Here is a 14282-nt window from a genome sequence, read left to right on the forward strand (position 1 = left end):
ACAACGCAGCGGAGACCCGGCGGGGGTCGGGCCGGGGGTCGGGCCGGGTGTCGGCGGTGGTCGGTAGGGTGTCGCAGCACGGTCGCCGCACCCGAGGAGCACGATGAGACGACGCCTGAGCCGTCGGCTCGCCCTGGCCCTGGCGGCCGTCCTGGTGACGTCGCTGGCCGCGTGCGACCAGCAGGCCGACGACGAGCCGCCGCCCGGTCCGGTGACGCTCCGGTTCGGGGTGTTCGGCAGCGACGAGGAGGTCGCGGCCTACCAGGCCGTGGTCGACAGCTACAACGCGCAGGCCGTCAGCACCGAGGTCGAGCTCGAGTCGTGGCCCGACAGCGCCGCGCTCGCCGCCGCGCTCGACGCGGGCGACGCCCCGCCCGACATCTACCTGACCGCCCGCCGCGACCTCAGGAGCATCGTCGACGGCGGCCACAACGCGCCGCTGTTCGACCTGCTCGAGGCGCGCGACATCAGCTACGGCGACGGCTACGCCCAGACCGGCATCGAGGCGTTCTCCTCCGACGACGACCTCCAGTGCATGCCCTACTCGGTCTCGCCGATGGTCATCTACTACAACACCGACCTCATCGACTTCGAGGCGATGCGCGAGCGGGGGCTGCCGGCCCCCGACGACGAGCTCGAGGGCTGGACGTTCGAGGAGTTCGAGGCCGCCGCCGAGTACGCCACCCGCCGACGCGGCAACACCAAGGGCGTCAGCGTCGAACCGCGGTTGCGCAGCCTGGCGCCGTTCCTCTACTCCGGCGGGGGCCGGCTCTTCGACGACGACGCCGACCCGACGTCGCTGGCGCTGTCGGCCGACGAGAACGTCGAGCCCCTGACCACCACGCTCGAGCTGCTGCGCGGCCCCCTCGCCCTCACCCCCGACCAGCTCGCGGAGGCGACCCCGCGCGAGTGGTTCGAGCGCGGCAAGCTCGGCATGATGGAGGGCTACCGCGAGATCACGCCCGAGCTGCGCGAGGTCGACGGGCTCAACTTCGACGTGATGCCGATGCCCACCCTCGGCACGCCCGCCACGATCGCCGAGATCAGCGGCCTCTGCCTCGCACCCGGCGACCGGGTCCAGCAGGCCGCCGACTTCCTCGTCCACGCCATCTCCGACCTGAGCGTGGCGACCGTCGCCAGGGCCGGCCACACCGTGCCGGCCAACCTGACCGTCGCCCGGTCCGACGCCTTCCTGCAGCCGGGCGAGCTGCCCGAGCACGCGGGTGTCTTCAACGCCAGCGCGCAGAACCTCGTGCTGCTGCCCGTCATCGAGGAGGGTCTCGAGCTCGACGAGGCGGTCCGGCCGCTGGTCGAGGAGATGCTCAACGGCAGCGTCATCGACCCGCCGAGCCTCACCGCCGAGATCGACGAGGTGTCACGCTCGGTGCTCGACCCCGACTACGAGCCGGAGCCGTCCGACTCGTCGTCCTGATCCTCGGGCGCGGGCTCGAGCGCCGTCGGTGCCGGCTCCGGGACGGTCTCGGCCAGCCGGTCCGCCTCCAGGACGGCGGTCGCGATGACCGGTGCGGTCAGCGCCACCTGCCACGCCCGCGCCCCCAGCGCGGTGAGCTGGTCGACGACGGCGTCGAGGAGGTCACCGGAGTCACGGGTCTCGGGCGGCGACCAGAGCGTGCGACGCAGCGTGTCGGGGGTCAGCAGGTTCTCGACCGGGATCGAGTGCTGCGCCGACAGCGCCAGCACGGCCTCCCGGGCCAGCTGCAGCCGGACGGCGGCGACCGGGTCCTTCTCCGCCCAGGCGCGCGGCACCGGCGGGCCGTCCCCGCGCGGCGACCGGCTGGGCAGGTCGTCCTCGGCGAGCTCGGCGGCCTCGGTGAGCGCGTCGACCCAACGGGCGGCGTACCGCTCGGCGCCCCGGCCGTGGAAGCCCTTCACGCCCTGCAGCCCGGCCCGGTCGGTCGGCATCGCGACGGCGGCCGCGATGATCGCGGAGTCGGGGACGATCCGGCCCGGCGTGACGTCGCGCCGCTCGGCGAGCTCGTCGCGGGTCTCCCACAGCGCCTTGACGGCGGCGAGGGCGCGGCGGCCGCGGACCCGGTGCAACCCCGAGGTCCGGCGCCACGCGTCGACCCGCGGGGTCGCGGTGAAGCTGCGCAGCGCGTCGAACTCCTGGCGGGCCCACTCGGCCTTGCCGGTCTCCTCGAGCTCGGCGGCGAGCAGGTCGCGCAGCTCGACCAGCACCTCGACGTCGAGGGCGGCGTACTCGAGCCACGACTCCGGGAGCGGGCGCGTCGACCAGTCGGCGGCCGAGTGCTCCTTCTTCATCCGGAAGCCGACCAGGGTCTCGACCAGCGTCGCCAGCCCGACCCGCGGGTAGCCCAGCAGCCGCCCGGCGAGCTCGGTGTCGAACAGCGCCGAGGGGTGGAGGCCGACCTCGGTGAGGCACGGCAGGTCCTGGGTCGCGGCGTGCAGGATCCACTCGGTGCCCTCGAGCGCCTCGGCCAGCGGGGCCAGCGAGTCGAAGGCGACGGGATCGACCAGGCCGGTGCCGCTGCCGTTGCGGCGCAGCTGGATCAGGTAGGCGCGCCCGGAGTAGCGGTAGCCGGAGGCCCGCTCGGCGTCGATCGCGACCGGGCCGGTGCCGGCCGCGAGCCGCGCGCAGTAGTCGACCAGCGCCGCTTCGGTGTCGATGAGCGGCGGCAGGCCGTCGGCGAGGACGAGCAGCGGCGCCGGGGGAGCCTCGGGGTCGGCGGGTGTCTCGTCGACTGTCTCGTCGGCGACGTCGACGGTCGTCTCGACCGCCTCGAGGTCATCGGGCGGGGGAGTGTCGGCAGGAGAGGTCATCGGCCGGGCGTGCCCCGCTGCCCGCGACGGCTCGGGAGCACGACGACACCCTCGGGCACGGGCTCGAGCCCGGACGCCGCGCACAGCAGCTCGCCCCAGGCCTCGACGTGCGGGGTGATGTCGAGCCCGGCGGGTCCGTCGGGGCTGTCGGGTGCGGCGATCGGCGTCCACGACGCGCGGACCTCCACCTGGGCGGTGCCGCCGTCCTCGGCCATGCCGCCGAAGCTCTCGGTCGCGACCCGGGTGACCGTGCCGGAGGCGGCGGTGTGGGCCGCGCCGTGTGCCTCGAGGGCGTCGGTGAGCCAGGACCAGCCGACGTGGGCGAGCATCGGGTCGGCGACCAGCTCGAGCTCGACCTCCGCGCGGCAGTAGGCGACGCAGCGGAAGGTGCCGTCCCAGGCGTCGTTGCCGTCGGGGTCGTGCAGCAGGATCAGCCGGCCGGTGCCGACGTCGGTCTCGTCGACGGTCACGTCGGCCGACAGGGCGGCGGCGTACGGCGCGATCCGCTGCGGGGCCGGCATCTCCTCGCAGAAGACCTCCGGCCTGAGCGGGGCAGCGCGCATCGCGGCGACCGCGGCGCGGAACTCCGCCGGCGCGAGGCTCGACTCCTGACGCACCACCATGCGCTCACCCTAGGGCGGTCCCGGGGATCCGATCGCCTGACACGCTGGAGGGGATGCGAGGCTTGGCCGGTGACGACCCCACCCGCGCCGGCCGATCGACCCGTCGACCTGCTGGCGCAGAGCGCCTTCCTCAAGGCCGTGCGTGGAGAGCCGGTGCCCCACACCCCGGTCTGGTACATGCGCCAGGCGGGTCGCTCGCTGCCGGAGTACCTCGCGCTGCGTGAGGGTGTCGGGATGCTCGAGTCGTGCATGACGCCCGAGCTGGTCGTCGAGATCACCCTGCAGCCGGTGCGGCGCTACGGCGTCGACGCGGCCATCTTCTTCTCCGACATCGTGCTGCCGCTGAAGGCGGTCGGGGTCGACCTCGACATCAAGCCCGGCGTCGGCCCGGTCGTCGCGCACCCCGTGCGCACCCTGGCCGACGTCGAGGCGATCCCCGACCTCACCCCCGAGCACGTCCCGTTCATCACCGAGGCCGTCCGCGGGCTGGTCGGCGAGCTGGGCGCGACGCCGCTCATCGGGTTCGCGGGCGCGCCGTTCACCGTGGCGTCGTACCTCGTCGAGGGCGGTCCGTCCAAGGACCACGCGAGGACCAAGGCGATGATGTTCGGGGCGCCCGAGGTGTGGGACGCGCTGATGCGCAAGATCGGCGCGATGTCGGCGGCCTACCTCGAGGTCCAGGTCGCGGCCGGCGCGTCCGCCGTCCAGCTCTTCGACTCGTGGGCCGGCGCGCTCACCCCGGACGACTACCGCACGCACGTGGCGCCGCACTCGGCCCGCGTGCTCGAGCGGGCCGGGGCCCTCGGCGTCCCGCGGATCCACTTCGGTGTCGGGACGTCGAACCTGCTCGGCCTGATGGGGGAGGCCGGGGCCGACGTCGTCGGCGTCGACTGGCGCACCCCGCTCGCCTCCGCGATCCCGCTCGTCGGCGACCGCGCCGTCCAGGGCAACCTCGACCCGACGCTGGTCTTCGCCCCCACCGAGGTGATGACCGCGCGCGCAGCCGAGGTGATCGAGGCCGGTCGCGCCGCGCGCGGCCACGTCTTCAACCTCGGGCACGGCGTGATCCCCTCGACCGACCCCGACCAGCTGGCCCGGCTCACCGAGTTCGTGCAGTCCTACCCGCTCTCACGCTGACGGGTCACCACTGCCGGCGGCTGCCGGGGTCGCCGGGGTGATCGCGGGTCGGTGGCGGCGGAGGAGCACCCACGCCGGGACGCCGACCAGCAGCAGCACGGCCGCGAACGGCAGCACCGCACCGGTCGCGGTGAACAGGCCGGTCGCCACGGTCGTGAACGCCGACCACCCGCCCTCGAGCCCGGCGACGAAGCCGGTCTCGTCGTCCTTCCTCTCCTCCTTCTTCTCGACCACCTTCTCGCGCGGCCGCTCGACGGAGACGGTGATCGTCGACATCGAGGTCTGGTCGGCGAGGTAGGTCTGGCGCTGCTGCAGGGAGCCGAGGTCGGCCTCGCGGCGGGCCAGCTCGCGCTCGATGCTCACGACGTCGCGGATGCTGGTGGCCCGGTCGAGCAGGATGCTGATCCGCTCGATGCTGCGCTTCTGCAGCTCCACCCGCACGTCGACGTCGATCACCTCGGTGCTGACGTCCTTGGAGCTCGACGAGGCATCGACGAGCGACGTGGCCTCGAGCGCCTTCAGGTCGGCCAGCACGTCGTCGAACGTCGCCTCCGGCACGCGGAGCGTCAGCATGCTCCGCTCGGCGGCGCCGTCCTCGTCGGCCTCGGTGTTCTCGTCGGAGACCTCCCCGCGGGCCCCGGCCACGATCTTCCGGACGCCGAAGACGGCGGCGCCGACGTCCTCGGCGCGCAGCGCCACGTTGCCGTTGCGGATCATCGCCGCCCCCTCGGGGCGGGTGACGTCGGTCGGGGTCTCCGACGACGTGGCGCCGGCCGCGGAACGGGTGGCGCTGTCGGCAGCTGCTCCGCTGTCGGCGTCGGCGAGGTACTGCTGCGCCTCGGGGGCCGACTCCGCGGGCGCCTCGGCGGCCGCCTCGCCGCCGCTGCTGTCGCCGCCGCCGCCGGAGTCGTCGGAGCCGCTCGAGGAGCACGCGCCGACGGCGAGGGTGAGGATGGCCAGGGTTGCTGCCGCGGCGCCCAGGCGCCGGCCACGTCGTGAGGTCATACGCGTCCGACGTGGTCGGCCCACGATCGGTTCCCTCGCCCGTCGGGCCTGGCCCGGGTGGGTAGGTTCGCGCCGTGACGTCCGACGAGCAGGTCCGCACCGCCCCCCGCTTCGAGTGCGCCGCCGGTGTTGTCGTCGGGTGGCGCGACGCCGGCGTGGTCCGTGCCACCGGCCTGCGCTACGCGCGGGCCGAGCGCCACGCGGCCCCGGTCGCCGAGCCGGCGGTGCCGGCCGAGGACGGGCCGATCCTGGCGACGTCCTGGGCGCCGGCCTGCCCGCAGGTCGGGTCGCCGCTGCTGCAGCGGATGTTCCCGGCGGGGTTCGGCGACCTCGACCAGGACGAGCACTGCCAGGCGCTCTCGGTGACCCTGCCGGAGGACGCCGCCCCCGGCGACGACCTGCCGGTGATGGTGTTCTTCCACGGCGGGTCCTACGTCAGCGGCGCCGGCGACGTCCCGATGCACGACCCGGCGACGCTGGTGCGCGAGGAGCGGGTCGTGGTGGTGTCGGTGAACTACCGGCTCGGCCTGTTCGGCTTCCTCGGTGACGCCGACCGCCCCGCCAACCTCGGCCTGCTCGACCAGGTCGAGGCGCTGCGCTGGGTGCGGCGCAACGTCCGCGGCTTCGGCGGCGACCCCGGCAACGTCACCGCGTTCGGCGAGTCGGCCGGCGCGGACGCCGTCCTGCACCTGATGGTGGCCGACGGCGCGGCCGGGCTGTTCCGCCGTGCGATCGTGCAGAGCGCCCCGCTCGGCATCACCCGGGGGCGCGAGGCGATGTCGGAGGCGATGGCCGCCGAGGCCGGCTCCATCCCCGAGGACGCTCCGGCCGAGGAGGTCCTGGGCCACTACGAGCGGGTCAACGACCGGGCGCGCTCGTTCGGGCTGCTGGGCGGGATGCCGTTCGGGGTCCAGTACGGCCGGTCCCCGGTGCCGGCCGAGGACGACGTCGAGGCGGCCTGGGCGGCGGTCGCCCCCGACGTCGACGTCCTCATCGGGACCAACAGCCGCGAGACCGCCTTCTTCGTCTCCGAGGTGCCGGCGGTCGCCCGGCTCGGCGGGCTCCCCGTCGTCGGCCGCGCGCTCGTCGAGCCGCTCGTGCGGGCCCTCACCTGGCGGATCTACACCCGCGACGCCGTGCGGTGGCTGCGCCGTCATCGCGCGTCGGGTGGCCGGGGCGGGCGCTACACGATCTCCTGGGGGCCGCGCGGCAGCCGGCTGACCGGCGCCCACACCATCGACCTCGCGCTGCTCTTCCCGAACCCCGACGGCTGGGCCGGCTCCCCGCTGGTCGAGGGGGTCGACTGGGACGACGTGGTGGCGGCCGGCCGGCCGGTACGACGGCTGTGGGCGGCGTTCGCGCGCACCGGCGAGCTCACCGACCCGGGCTGCGGACACCTCACGCTGCACTGAGCCTCAGGAGCGGCGTCGCCCCGAGGCCCGCTTGGCGGCCGGCTGGGCCGGCTGGGCCGACTGCCCCGGCGCGGCCGGCCTCAGGCGGACCCGGGTGACGTTGCCCCCGGCCTGCTCGACGTCGAGGTAGGTCTGCGCGCGGACCAGCGAGATGAGCTTGGGGAAGCCGTAGTTGCGCGGGTCGAACGACGCGTGCCGCTTGGCCAGGTGGTTGCCGATCGAGCCGAGGTGCGCCCAGTCGTCCTCCTGCGCGGTGGCCTCGACGGCGGCGCGGAGGATGGTCTCGAGGTCGGGCAGCGGCGCGACGGACTCGTCGGGGTCGGCCGGCTCGTCGGGCGCCGCGGCGGAGCCGCCGGCGGTCAGCACCTCGAGGAAGATGAACCTGTCGCACGCCGCGATCAGCGCCGACGACGTCGACACCGTCGCGCCCGGCACCCGTGTCGTCGCCTGCGTGGGGCCGCCGTGCGGCACCTGCGCGATGTGCGTCGCGGGGCACGCCGCGCACTGCGACACCGCCTTCGCCGAGGCGAACGGCGTCTCGCCCGGCGCCGGCGTCCACGGCGGGTTCGCGACCGGGCTCGTGGTCGCTGCGCGGCGTGTCATGCCGGTCCTCGACGGGCTCAGCGACGTCCAGGCCGCGCTCGTCGAGCCGACCGCGGTGACCTTCCACGCGGTCCGGCGCACCCGGCAGCCGCTCGGCGCGGTCGTCGTCGTGCAGGGCGCCGGTCCGATCGGCCTGCTCGCCGCCCAGCACGCGCGGCACGCCGGGGCGGGTCGGCTGGTGGTCATCGAGCCGAACGCCGAGCGCCGCCACGCGGCGACCGACCTCGGCTTCACCGAGGTCTTCGAGCCGGGCGACGCCGTCCGCGAGCACCTCCTCGCGATCACGGGCGGGCTCGGCGCCGACGTGCTGTACGAGTGCACCGGGGCGGCGGCGCTCCTGCAGCCGTCGGCCGAGCTGGTCCGCCGCGGCGGCGTCCTGTCGCTGCTCGGCTTCCCGATGACCGACTCCCGGGTCAGCTACGGCGACTGGCAGGTGCGCGAGCTGACCGTCATCGGGTCGCTGGCCTACCGCCACGAGGACTTCCTGGGCGCGATGCGCTCGATCGCCGACGGGTCGGTGCGGGTCGAGGGGCTGCACACCGGCACCGTCGGCCTCGCCGACCTGGCCGCGCTGATGGACGAGCTCGACTCCGGGCGCACCCGGCACGCCAAGGTGCTCGTCGACCCGCGGCTCTGACGCCGGCGCCGGCCAGCGGGCCGGCCCGGCCCCGGGCTCAGGACGCCTGCGACCCGGCGTACTCCCGCGCCGCCTCGACCAGTGCGGCGCGCAGCGCCCGCACCTGGGGCGAGACCGTGACCGCGCTGCGCTGGCGCAGGACGAGGGTGACGACGGTCTGGTCGCCGGCGATCGGCCGGGTGGTGATCAGGCCCGCGCGCTCCATCGCGTCCCCGACGACGCTGTAGTCGGGCAGCAGGGTGACGCCGAGGCCCTCGGCGACCAGTGTCTTGCCCATCTCGGCGCCGTCGGTGCTGTGCCACCCGGCCGGCATCGAGGGCCCGAAGATGCGGTGGGCGAAGCGGTGCATCAGGTAGCCCGCGCGCATCGCCACGAACCGCTCCTCGCGCAGCTCGTCGACGGTGATGTGGGAGCGGGCGGCGAGCGGGTGCGCCGCGGGCAGGACGACGACGGGGCGACCGTGCACGAGGTCGGTGCCGACCAGGTCGACCGGCGGGTCGTCGCCGCCGAGGACGTTGACCAGGCCGAGGTCGAGCGAGCCCTCCAGCAGGCCCTGGTCGATCTCGGGCTGCTGGAGGGTGAGCAGCTCGAGGTTGGTCTCGGGGTGGTCGGCCTGCAGCCGGGCGATCGCGGGGACGAGCATGGTCGTCGTGGCGGCGTTCACGGTGCCCAGCCGCACCTGCCGCGAGCGCGCGCTGCGGTCGCCGGCGGCGACCTTGAGGCGGTCGACGGCCTCGAGCACCTCGACCATGTGCTGCAGCAGCTCGCGGCCGTCGCGGCTGATCCGGGCGCCGGAGCGGCGTCGGTCGAGCAGTGTCACCCCGAGCTCGCGCTCGAGCTTGCTGATCGCCTCGCTCAGGGCCGGCTGCGATAGGTGCAGCCGCTCGCTCGCGCGGCGCAACGAGCCGTGCTGGGTCACGGCGGCGAGGTACTGGAGCTGCTCGATGCGCACGGGCGCTCCTGGCTGGGTCTACGGGCGGGTTGGCTGGGTGGGCTGGCGGGCTCGGGTGGTAGGCGCCGCCTGCCACCCTGTCGCGATCTCCGTCGGTGCGGTGGGTGCGGCTGCCTTGCACGGTTCACCTAAACCGATAAAGTCACTGTACATAAACGGTCGCGAAGGAGCGGGCATGAGCACCTTGAAGTTCCACTGGTTCCTCCCCACCAACGGCGGTGATGGTCGTCAGGTGGTCGGTGGTGGCCACGGCGTGGAGGTGGGGGCGGCGGGTCGTCCCGCGAGCGTGGCGTACCTGGGGCAGGTGGCCCGCAGTGCTGAGCAGCTGGGGTTCGAGGCGGCGTTGACGCCGACCGGTGCGTGGTGCGAGGACGCCTGGTTGACCACGGCGATGTTGAGCCAGGTCTCGGAGCGGTTGAAGTTCCTGGTGGCGTTCCGTCCGGGGTTGACGGCGCCGTTCCTGTCGGCGCAGATGGCGGGCACGTTCCAGAACCTGACGGGCGGTCGGTTGTTGTTGAACGTGGTGACCGGTGGGGAGAGTCACGAGCAGCGGATGTTCGGTGACTTCCTCGACAAGGACGCTCGTTACGCGCGGTGCGGGGAGTTCCTGGAGGTCGTGACCCGGTTGTGGGCCGGGGAGAGGGTCGACTTCGAGGGTGAGCACTACCGGGTCGAGGACGCGGTCCTCGCGCAGGTGCCGGACCCGGTGCCGGAGATCTACTTCGGGGGGTCCTCGCCGGCGGCCGGGTTGGTGGCTGCGCGGCATGCCGACGTCTACCTCACCTGGGGCGAGCCGCCGGCCGCGGTGGCGGAGAAGGTCGAGTGGATCCGGGGGCTCGCGGCGGGCGAGGGTCGTGAGGTCCGGTTCGGGATCCGGTTGCACACGATCGCGCGCGACACCTCCGCGGAGGCGTGGGGCGAGGCGGACCGGTTGCTGGCGGCGATCTCGGCGGAGGAGATCGAGCGGGTCCAGTCCGGTCTGCGGCGCAGTGAGTCGGAGGGGCAGCGGCGGATGCTGGCCCTCAACGGCGGCAGCAAGGACGGCCTGGAGATCCACCCGAACCTGTGGGCCGGTGTCGGGCTGGTGCGCGGCGGTGCCGGGACCGCGATGGTCGGCAGCCACGCCGAGGTCGCGGACCTGGTCGAGCAGTACGCGGCCGTCGGGATCACCGAGTTCGTCCTGTCCGGCTACCCGCACCTGGAGGAGGCCTACCACTTCGGCGAGGGCGTCCTGCCCGAGCTCGCCGCCCGCGGCCGCTGGGAGCCCCTCGTGACCACCGCCCACCACCCCGCCGCCCCGTCCGGGGCGGCCAGGAAGGCCGCCTCGTGACCCTCTCCCCGTCCGCCCGGATCCGCACCGCCGTCGTCGTCGGCAACCCCAAGCCGGCCTCGCGCACGTTGGCGGCCGCGACCTACGTCGCCCGTGAGCTCGGCGGGGCGGAGCCCGACCTCGTCGTCGACCTGGCGAGCGTCGGGCCGGGTCTGCTCGACTTCTCCGACGAGGCCGTCACCGCGCTCGCCGCGGAGGTGGCGTCCGCCGACCTGGTCGTCGTCGCGTGCCCGACGTACAAGGCGACGTACACCGGGTTGCTCAAGCTCTTCCTCGACCGGTTCGCGCCCTCGTACGGCACCGGGCTGCGGGGCATCGCGATCCCGCTGATGCTCGGGGGAGGGCCGGTCCACGCGCTCGCGCCGGAGCTGACACTGCGTCCCGTGCTCACCGAGATCGGCGCTACGGTGCCGGTACGTGGGCACTACGTGCTCGACTCCGCCCACGACGACCCGGCCGCCTACGCGGACTGGCTGGCGGTCGCACGACCGATCGTCTCCACCCTGCTCTCCGCCCGTACAGGAGCCACCACACCATGAGCGCTCTGCAGATGCCGACCAACCAGGACATCGATCCCGATGCGCTGCGAGCGGCGTTCGGTGTCTTCCCCAGCGGCGTCGTGGCGGTCGCGGCGCAGGTCGACGGGGCGCCCGTGGGGCTGGCGGCGTCGTCGTTCACGTCGGTGAGCCTGGACCCGCCGCTGGTGCAGTTCTCGATCGCCAACACCTCGAGGACCTGGCCCGACCTGCGCCGCTCCGAGCGGCTCGGCGTCACCATCCTGGCCGAGGCGCACGGCGCCGTCTGCCGCCAGCTCGCCGGCCCGGTCGACCGGCGGTTCACCGGGATCCCGACGACGACCACCCCGCTCGGCGCGATCACCCTCGACGAGGGCCTGGCCAGGTTCTACTGCTCGATCTACCGCGAGGTGGAGGCCGGTGACCACACCATCGTGCTGCTGCTCCTGCACGCCGTGGAGGCGGCCGACACCTCCCAGCCCCTGGTCTTCCACCGCAGCGCGTTCGGCAGCCTCGCCATCTGAGACCATCGGTACGTGCGGATCGTCGTCGTCGGAGCCGGGATCGCGGGGCTGACCGCCGCGCACGACCTGGTCGCCGACGGTCACGACGTCGTCGTCCTCGAGGCGAGCGACCGTGCGGGCGGCAAGATCCGCCGCGAGAGCGTCGCCGGCGTCCCCGTCGACGTCGGCGCCGAGGCGATGGTCAACCGGCGCCCCGAGGGCGTCACCCTCGCCGGCGCGCTCGACCTCGACATCGTCCACCCGAGCGTCGCCTCGTCGCGGATCTGGACCCGCGGCGCCCTGCGCCGGCTGCCCCGCACGCTCCTCGGAGCCCCCCTCGACCTCGACGACCTGGCCGCTGCCGGCATCCTCTCGGCCAGCGGTCTCGCCCGCGCGCGCCAGGGGGTGGGCGAGCTGACCGGCGTCCAGTCCGGGGACGTGTCCGTGGGCGACCTCGTCGGCGGGCGGTACGGCGACGAGGTCGTCGACCGGCTGGTCGAGCCGCTGCTCGGCGGGGTCTACGCCGGGCACGCGCGGCGGATCTCGGCCGCGGCGGCGGCGCCCGCCCTGCTGGACCTGCGGCAGGGGCCGCTCGCGATCCCGCCGGACCCGGGCACCCCCGTCTTCGCCGGCCTGCGGGGCGGGATGTCCGGCCTCGTCGACCGGCTCGCGGCGGGGCTCGACGTCCGCACCGGTGTCACGGTCCGCGCGCTGGTGCGGTCGTCCGGCGGGTTCACGGTGGCCGGCGAGCAGGCGGACGGCGTCGTGGTCGCCGTCCCCGCGGCTCCCGCCGCGCGGCTGCTCGGCGACCTCGCCCCGGCCGCCGCCGCCGAGCTCGCGGCGTTCGAGTACGCCTCGGTCGTCGTGGTCACCCTCGCGTTCGACCCCGCCGCCGTCCCGGACGTCGTGCGGGAGGCGTCGGGGTTCCTCGTGCCGCCGGTCGACGGTCGCCGGATCAAGGCCTCGACGTTCTCCAGCACCAAGTGGGGGCTCGACGCCGACGTCACCCTCCTGCGGACGTCGATCGGTCGGGTGGGGGAGGAGCGCACCCTCCAGCGCAGCGACGACGATCTCGTCGCCTCCTCGCTCGCCGACCTGCGCGACGGGACGGGCCTGGCGTCGCCCCCGCTGGCCACCCACGTGCAGCGGTGGGGCGGCGGGCTGCCGCAGTACGACGTCGGGCACCTGGCCCGGGTGGAGCGGGTCCGCGCCGACGTCGCCGGCGTGCCGGGGCTGGCCGTGTGCGGCGCCGCCTACGACGGCGTGGGCATCGCGGGGTGCATCGCGTCGGGCCACCGTGCGGCGCGGGACGTCCTGGCCGCCGACGCCCAGGGCTGACGCGGCACAATGGAGCCATGAGCGACAGCCAGACCAACGCCGCCCGCCTGCGCGAGATCAACGACTCGATCCGCTACACGATGTGGTCGGTCTTCCGGCTCGCCGACGTGCTCGGCGACGGTGACGACGGCGCGGACCGGGCCGCCGAGGCGGCCGAGGTCGAGAAGCTCTTCGCCGAGCTCGGCGAGCAGGACGTCGTCGTCCGCGGCGTGTACGACGTCAGCGGCCTGCGCGCCGACGCCGACGTGATGGTGTGGACCCACGCCAACCGCTCCGAGGACCTGCAGGCGGCCTACCACCGGCTGCGCCGCACGGCGTTCGGACGTCGGCTCGCGCCGGTTTGGTCGCAGATGGCCCTGCACCGCCCCGCCGAGTTCAACAAGAGCCACGTGCCGGCGTTCCTCGACGACGAGCGGGTGCGCGCGCACGTGTGCGTCTACCCGTTCGTGCGTTCCTACGAGTGGTACCTCCTGCCCGAGGAGGAGCGCCGCGACATGCTCAAGGAGCACGGGATGCAGGCCCGGCCCTACCCCGACGTGCGCGCCAACACGGTCTCCTCGTTCGGCCTGGGCGACTACGAGTGGATGCTGGCCTTCGAGGCCGACGACCTCTTCCGGATCGTCGACCTGATGCGCGACCTGCGGGCCAGTCGCGCGCGCCGGCACGTCCGCGAGGAGACCCCGTTCTACACGGGGTCGCTCACCACGGTCCCGGACCTGCTCGACCGGCTCCCCTGACAGGTAGGGAACCCGGCGTCCGCGGCGCACGTCGTACCAGCATGAAGACGATCCTCGCGCTTGCTGCCCTGGTGCTGGCGCTCACCGCCTGCGGCGACGACGGCGGGCCGACCACGGCTGCTGACCGAGCCGGCGGCGGGGCTGCCGGCGGCGGGGCGACGGCACCGCGGCCGGCCGCGACGCCGGCGGCCGCCGGTCCGGTGCGCTCGCGGTCGCTGGCGACCGTCATGGACACCGGCGCCGGGGCCGAGCTCTGCCTGGGGCCGGTCGCGGAGTCGTACCCGCCGCAGTGCGGCGGGCCGACGATCTCGAACTGGGACTGGTCCAAGCAGCGCGGCACGTTCGACGAGCAGGGCGACGTCCGCTGGGGCACCTACGCCGTCACCGGCACCTGGGACGGGACCGCGTTCACCGTCACCGAGGCCGTGCCGGGCGCGCTGTACGACCCGGCGCCCCCGGAGCAGGCTCCGCTCCCCGAGCCCTCGCGGGACTACAGCCAGCCCGAGGCGGAGGCGCTCGCCACCGACCTGGGTTCCTGGCTCCCGGGCGCCCAGGGTGCCTACGCCGACGGTGAGGGTCACGTGCTCGTCGACGTCGTCTACGACGACGGAACCCTGCAGCGGTACGTCGACGAGGCCCACGGCGTCGGCGTGGTGGTCGTGACCGGCGCGTTGGTGGACGCGTGAGC

Annotated in this window: 15 protein-coding genes; 10 read left to right on the forward strand and 5 right to left on the reverse strand. The window is 74.5% G+C overall.

The window, feature by feature from the left end:
• The first annotated feature begins 103 nt into the window (after positions 1-103).
• Positions 104-1432, forward strand: a complete 1329-nt coding sequence (locus tag E4623_RS14275; protein ID WP_134767229.1) for an extracellular solute-binding protein — start codon at positions 104-106, stop codon at positions 1430-1432.
• Here the strand turns inward: E4623_RS14275 and E4623_RS14280 are convergent.
• Together E4623_RS14280 and E4623_RS14285 are read right to left on the reverse strand one after the other, a co-directional pair.
• Positions 1399-2802 carry a ribonuclease D gene (locus tag E4623_RS14280; RefSeq protein WP_134767230.1) on the reverse strand — a complete coding sequence of 468 codons (1404 nt, stop codon included), beginning with the start codon at positions 2800-2802 and terminating at the stop codon, positions 1399-1401. The genes E4623_RS14275 and E4623_RS14280 overlap by 34 nt on opposite strands.
• Positions 2799-3425, reverse strand: a complete 627-nt coding sequence (locus E4623_RS14285; RefSeq protein ID WP_134767231.1) for a DUF3000 domain-containing protein — start codon at positions 3423-3425, stop codon at positions 2799-2801. Before E4623_RS14285 ends, E4623_RS14280 begins: the two co-directional genes overlap by 4 nt.
• A gap of 69 nt (positions 3426-3494) precedes the next feature.
• On the opposite strand from E4623_RS14285, the gene hemE reads away from it, so the two are divergent.
• The gene (gene hemE, locus E4623_RS14290; protein WP_245155080.1) at positions 3495-4562 is read left to right on the forward strand and encodes a uroporphyrinogen decarboxylase; all 1068 of its coding nucleotides are present in this window, start codon (positions 3495-3497) and stop codon (positions 4560-4562) included.
• Here hemE and E4623_RS14295 read toward each other — a convergent pair.
• A complete protein-coding gene (locus E4623_RS14295; RefSeq protein WP_134767232.1) occupies positions 4554-5567 on the reverse strand; it encodes a DUF4349 domain-containing protein in 1014 nt (337 codons plus the stop codon). The genes hemE and E4623_RS14295 overlap by 9 nt on opposite strands.
• A gap of 74 nt (positions 5568-5641) precedes the next feature.
• On the opposite strand from E4623_RS14295, the gene E4623_RS14300 reads away from it, so the two are divergent.
• Entirely contained in the window at positions 5642-6979 is a 1338-nt protein-coding gene (locus tag E4623_RS14300; protein ID WP_134767233.1) for a carboxylesterase family protein, read from the forward strand.
• 3 nt (positions 6980-6982) lie between these two features.
• Here the strand turns inward: E4623_RS14300 and E4623_RS14305 are convergent, their stop codons facing one another.
• Entirely contained in the window at positions 6983-7399 is a 417-nt protein-coding gene (locus E4623_RS14305; protein WP_134767234.1) for an OST-HTH/LOTUS domain-containing protein, read from the reverse strand.
• Here E4623_RS14305 and E4623_RS14310 point away from each other — a divergent pair.
• Positions 7356-8219 carry a zinc-binding dehydrogenase gene (locus E4623_RS14310; RefSeq protein ID WP_209020698.1) on the forward strand — a complete coding sequence of 288 codons (864 nt, stop codon included), beginning with the start codon at positions 7356-7358 and terminating at the stop codon, positions 8217-8219. The two genes, E4623_RS14305 and E4623_RS14310, sit on opposite strands and share 44 nt — an antisense overlap.
• A 37-nt stretch (positions 8220-8256) precedes the next feature.
• Here E4623_RS14310 and E4623_RS14315 read toward each other — a convergent pair whose 3' ends face one another.
• Complete coding sequence (locus E4623_RS14315; protein ID WP_134767236.1) at positions 8257-9171, reverse strand: LysR family transcriptional regulator; 915 nt, start codon at positions 9169-9171, stop codon at positions 8257-8259.
• A gap of 175 nt (positions 9172-9346) precedes the next feature.
• On the opposite strand from E4623_RS14315, the gene E4623_RS14320 reads away from it, so the two are divergent.
• Genes E4623_RS14320 through E4623_RS14345 form a run of 6 tightly spaced genes read left to right on the forward strand, consistent with a single transcriptional unit; the run spans position 9347 to position 14280 of the window.
• Complete coding sequence (locus E4623_RS14320) at positions 9347-10501, forward strand: LLM class flavin-dependent oxidoreductase (protein WP_134767237.1); 1155 nt, start codon at positions 9347-9349, stop codon at positions 10499-10501.
• Positions 10498-11040, forward strand: a complete 543-nt coding sequence (locus E4623_RS14325) for an NAD(P)H-dependent oxidoreductase (RefSeq protein ID WP_209020699.1) — start codon at positions 10498-10500, stop codon at positions 11038-11040. The genes E4623_RS14320 and E4623_RS14325 overlap by 4 nt, the downstream gene beginning before the upstream one ends.
• The gene (locus E4623_RS14330) at positions 11037-11540 is read left to right on the forward strand and encodes a flavin reductase family protein (protein WP_134767238.1); all 504 of its coding nucleotides are present in this window, start codon (positions 11037-11039) and stop codon (positions 11538-11540) included. Before E4623_RS14325 ends, E4623_RS14330 begins: the two co-directional genes overlap by 4 nt.
• 12 nt (positions 11541-11552) lie before the next feature.
• Positions 11553-12857: an FAD-dependent oxidoreductase gene (locus tag E4623_RS14335; RefSeq protein WP_134767239.1), complete on the forward strand. Its 1305-nt coding sequence runs from the start codon at positions 11553-11555 to the stop codon at positions 12855-12857.
• Positions 12858-12874: 17 nt separating this feature from the next.
• Positions 12875-13594, forward strand: a complete 720-nt coding sequence (hemQ, locus tag E4623_RS14340; RefSeq protein WP_134767240.1) for a hydrogen peroxide-dependent heme synthase — start codon at positions 12875-12877, stop codon at positions 13592-13594.
• A 41-nt stretch (positions 13595-13635) separates the two neighbouring features.
• Positions 13636-14280, forward strand: coding sequence for a hypothetical protein (locus E4623_RS14345; RefSeq protein ID WP_134767241.1), 645 nt, complete (start codon positions 13636-13638; stop codon positions 14278-14280).
• Positions 14281-14282: the final 2 nt, after the last annotated feature.

Origin of the sequence: Nocardioides sp. 1609 (genome assembly GCF_004522105.1) — a bacterium.
Taxonomy (GTDB): Bacteria; Actinomycetota; Actinomycetes; order Propionibacteriales; family Nocardioidaceae; genus Nocardioides.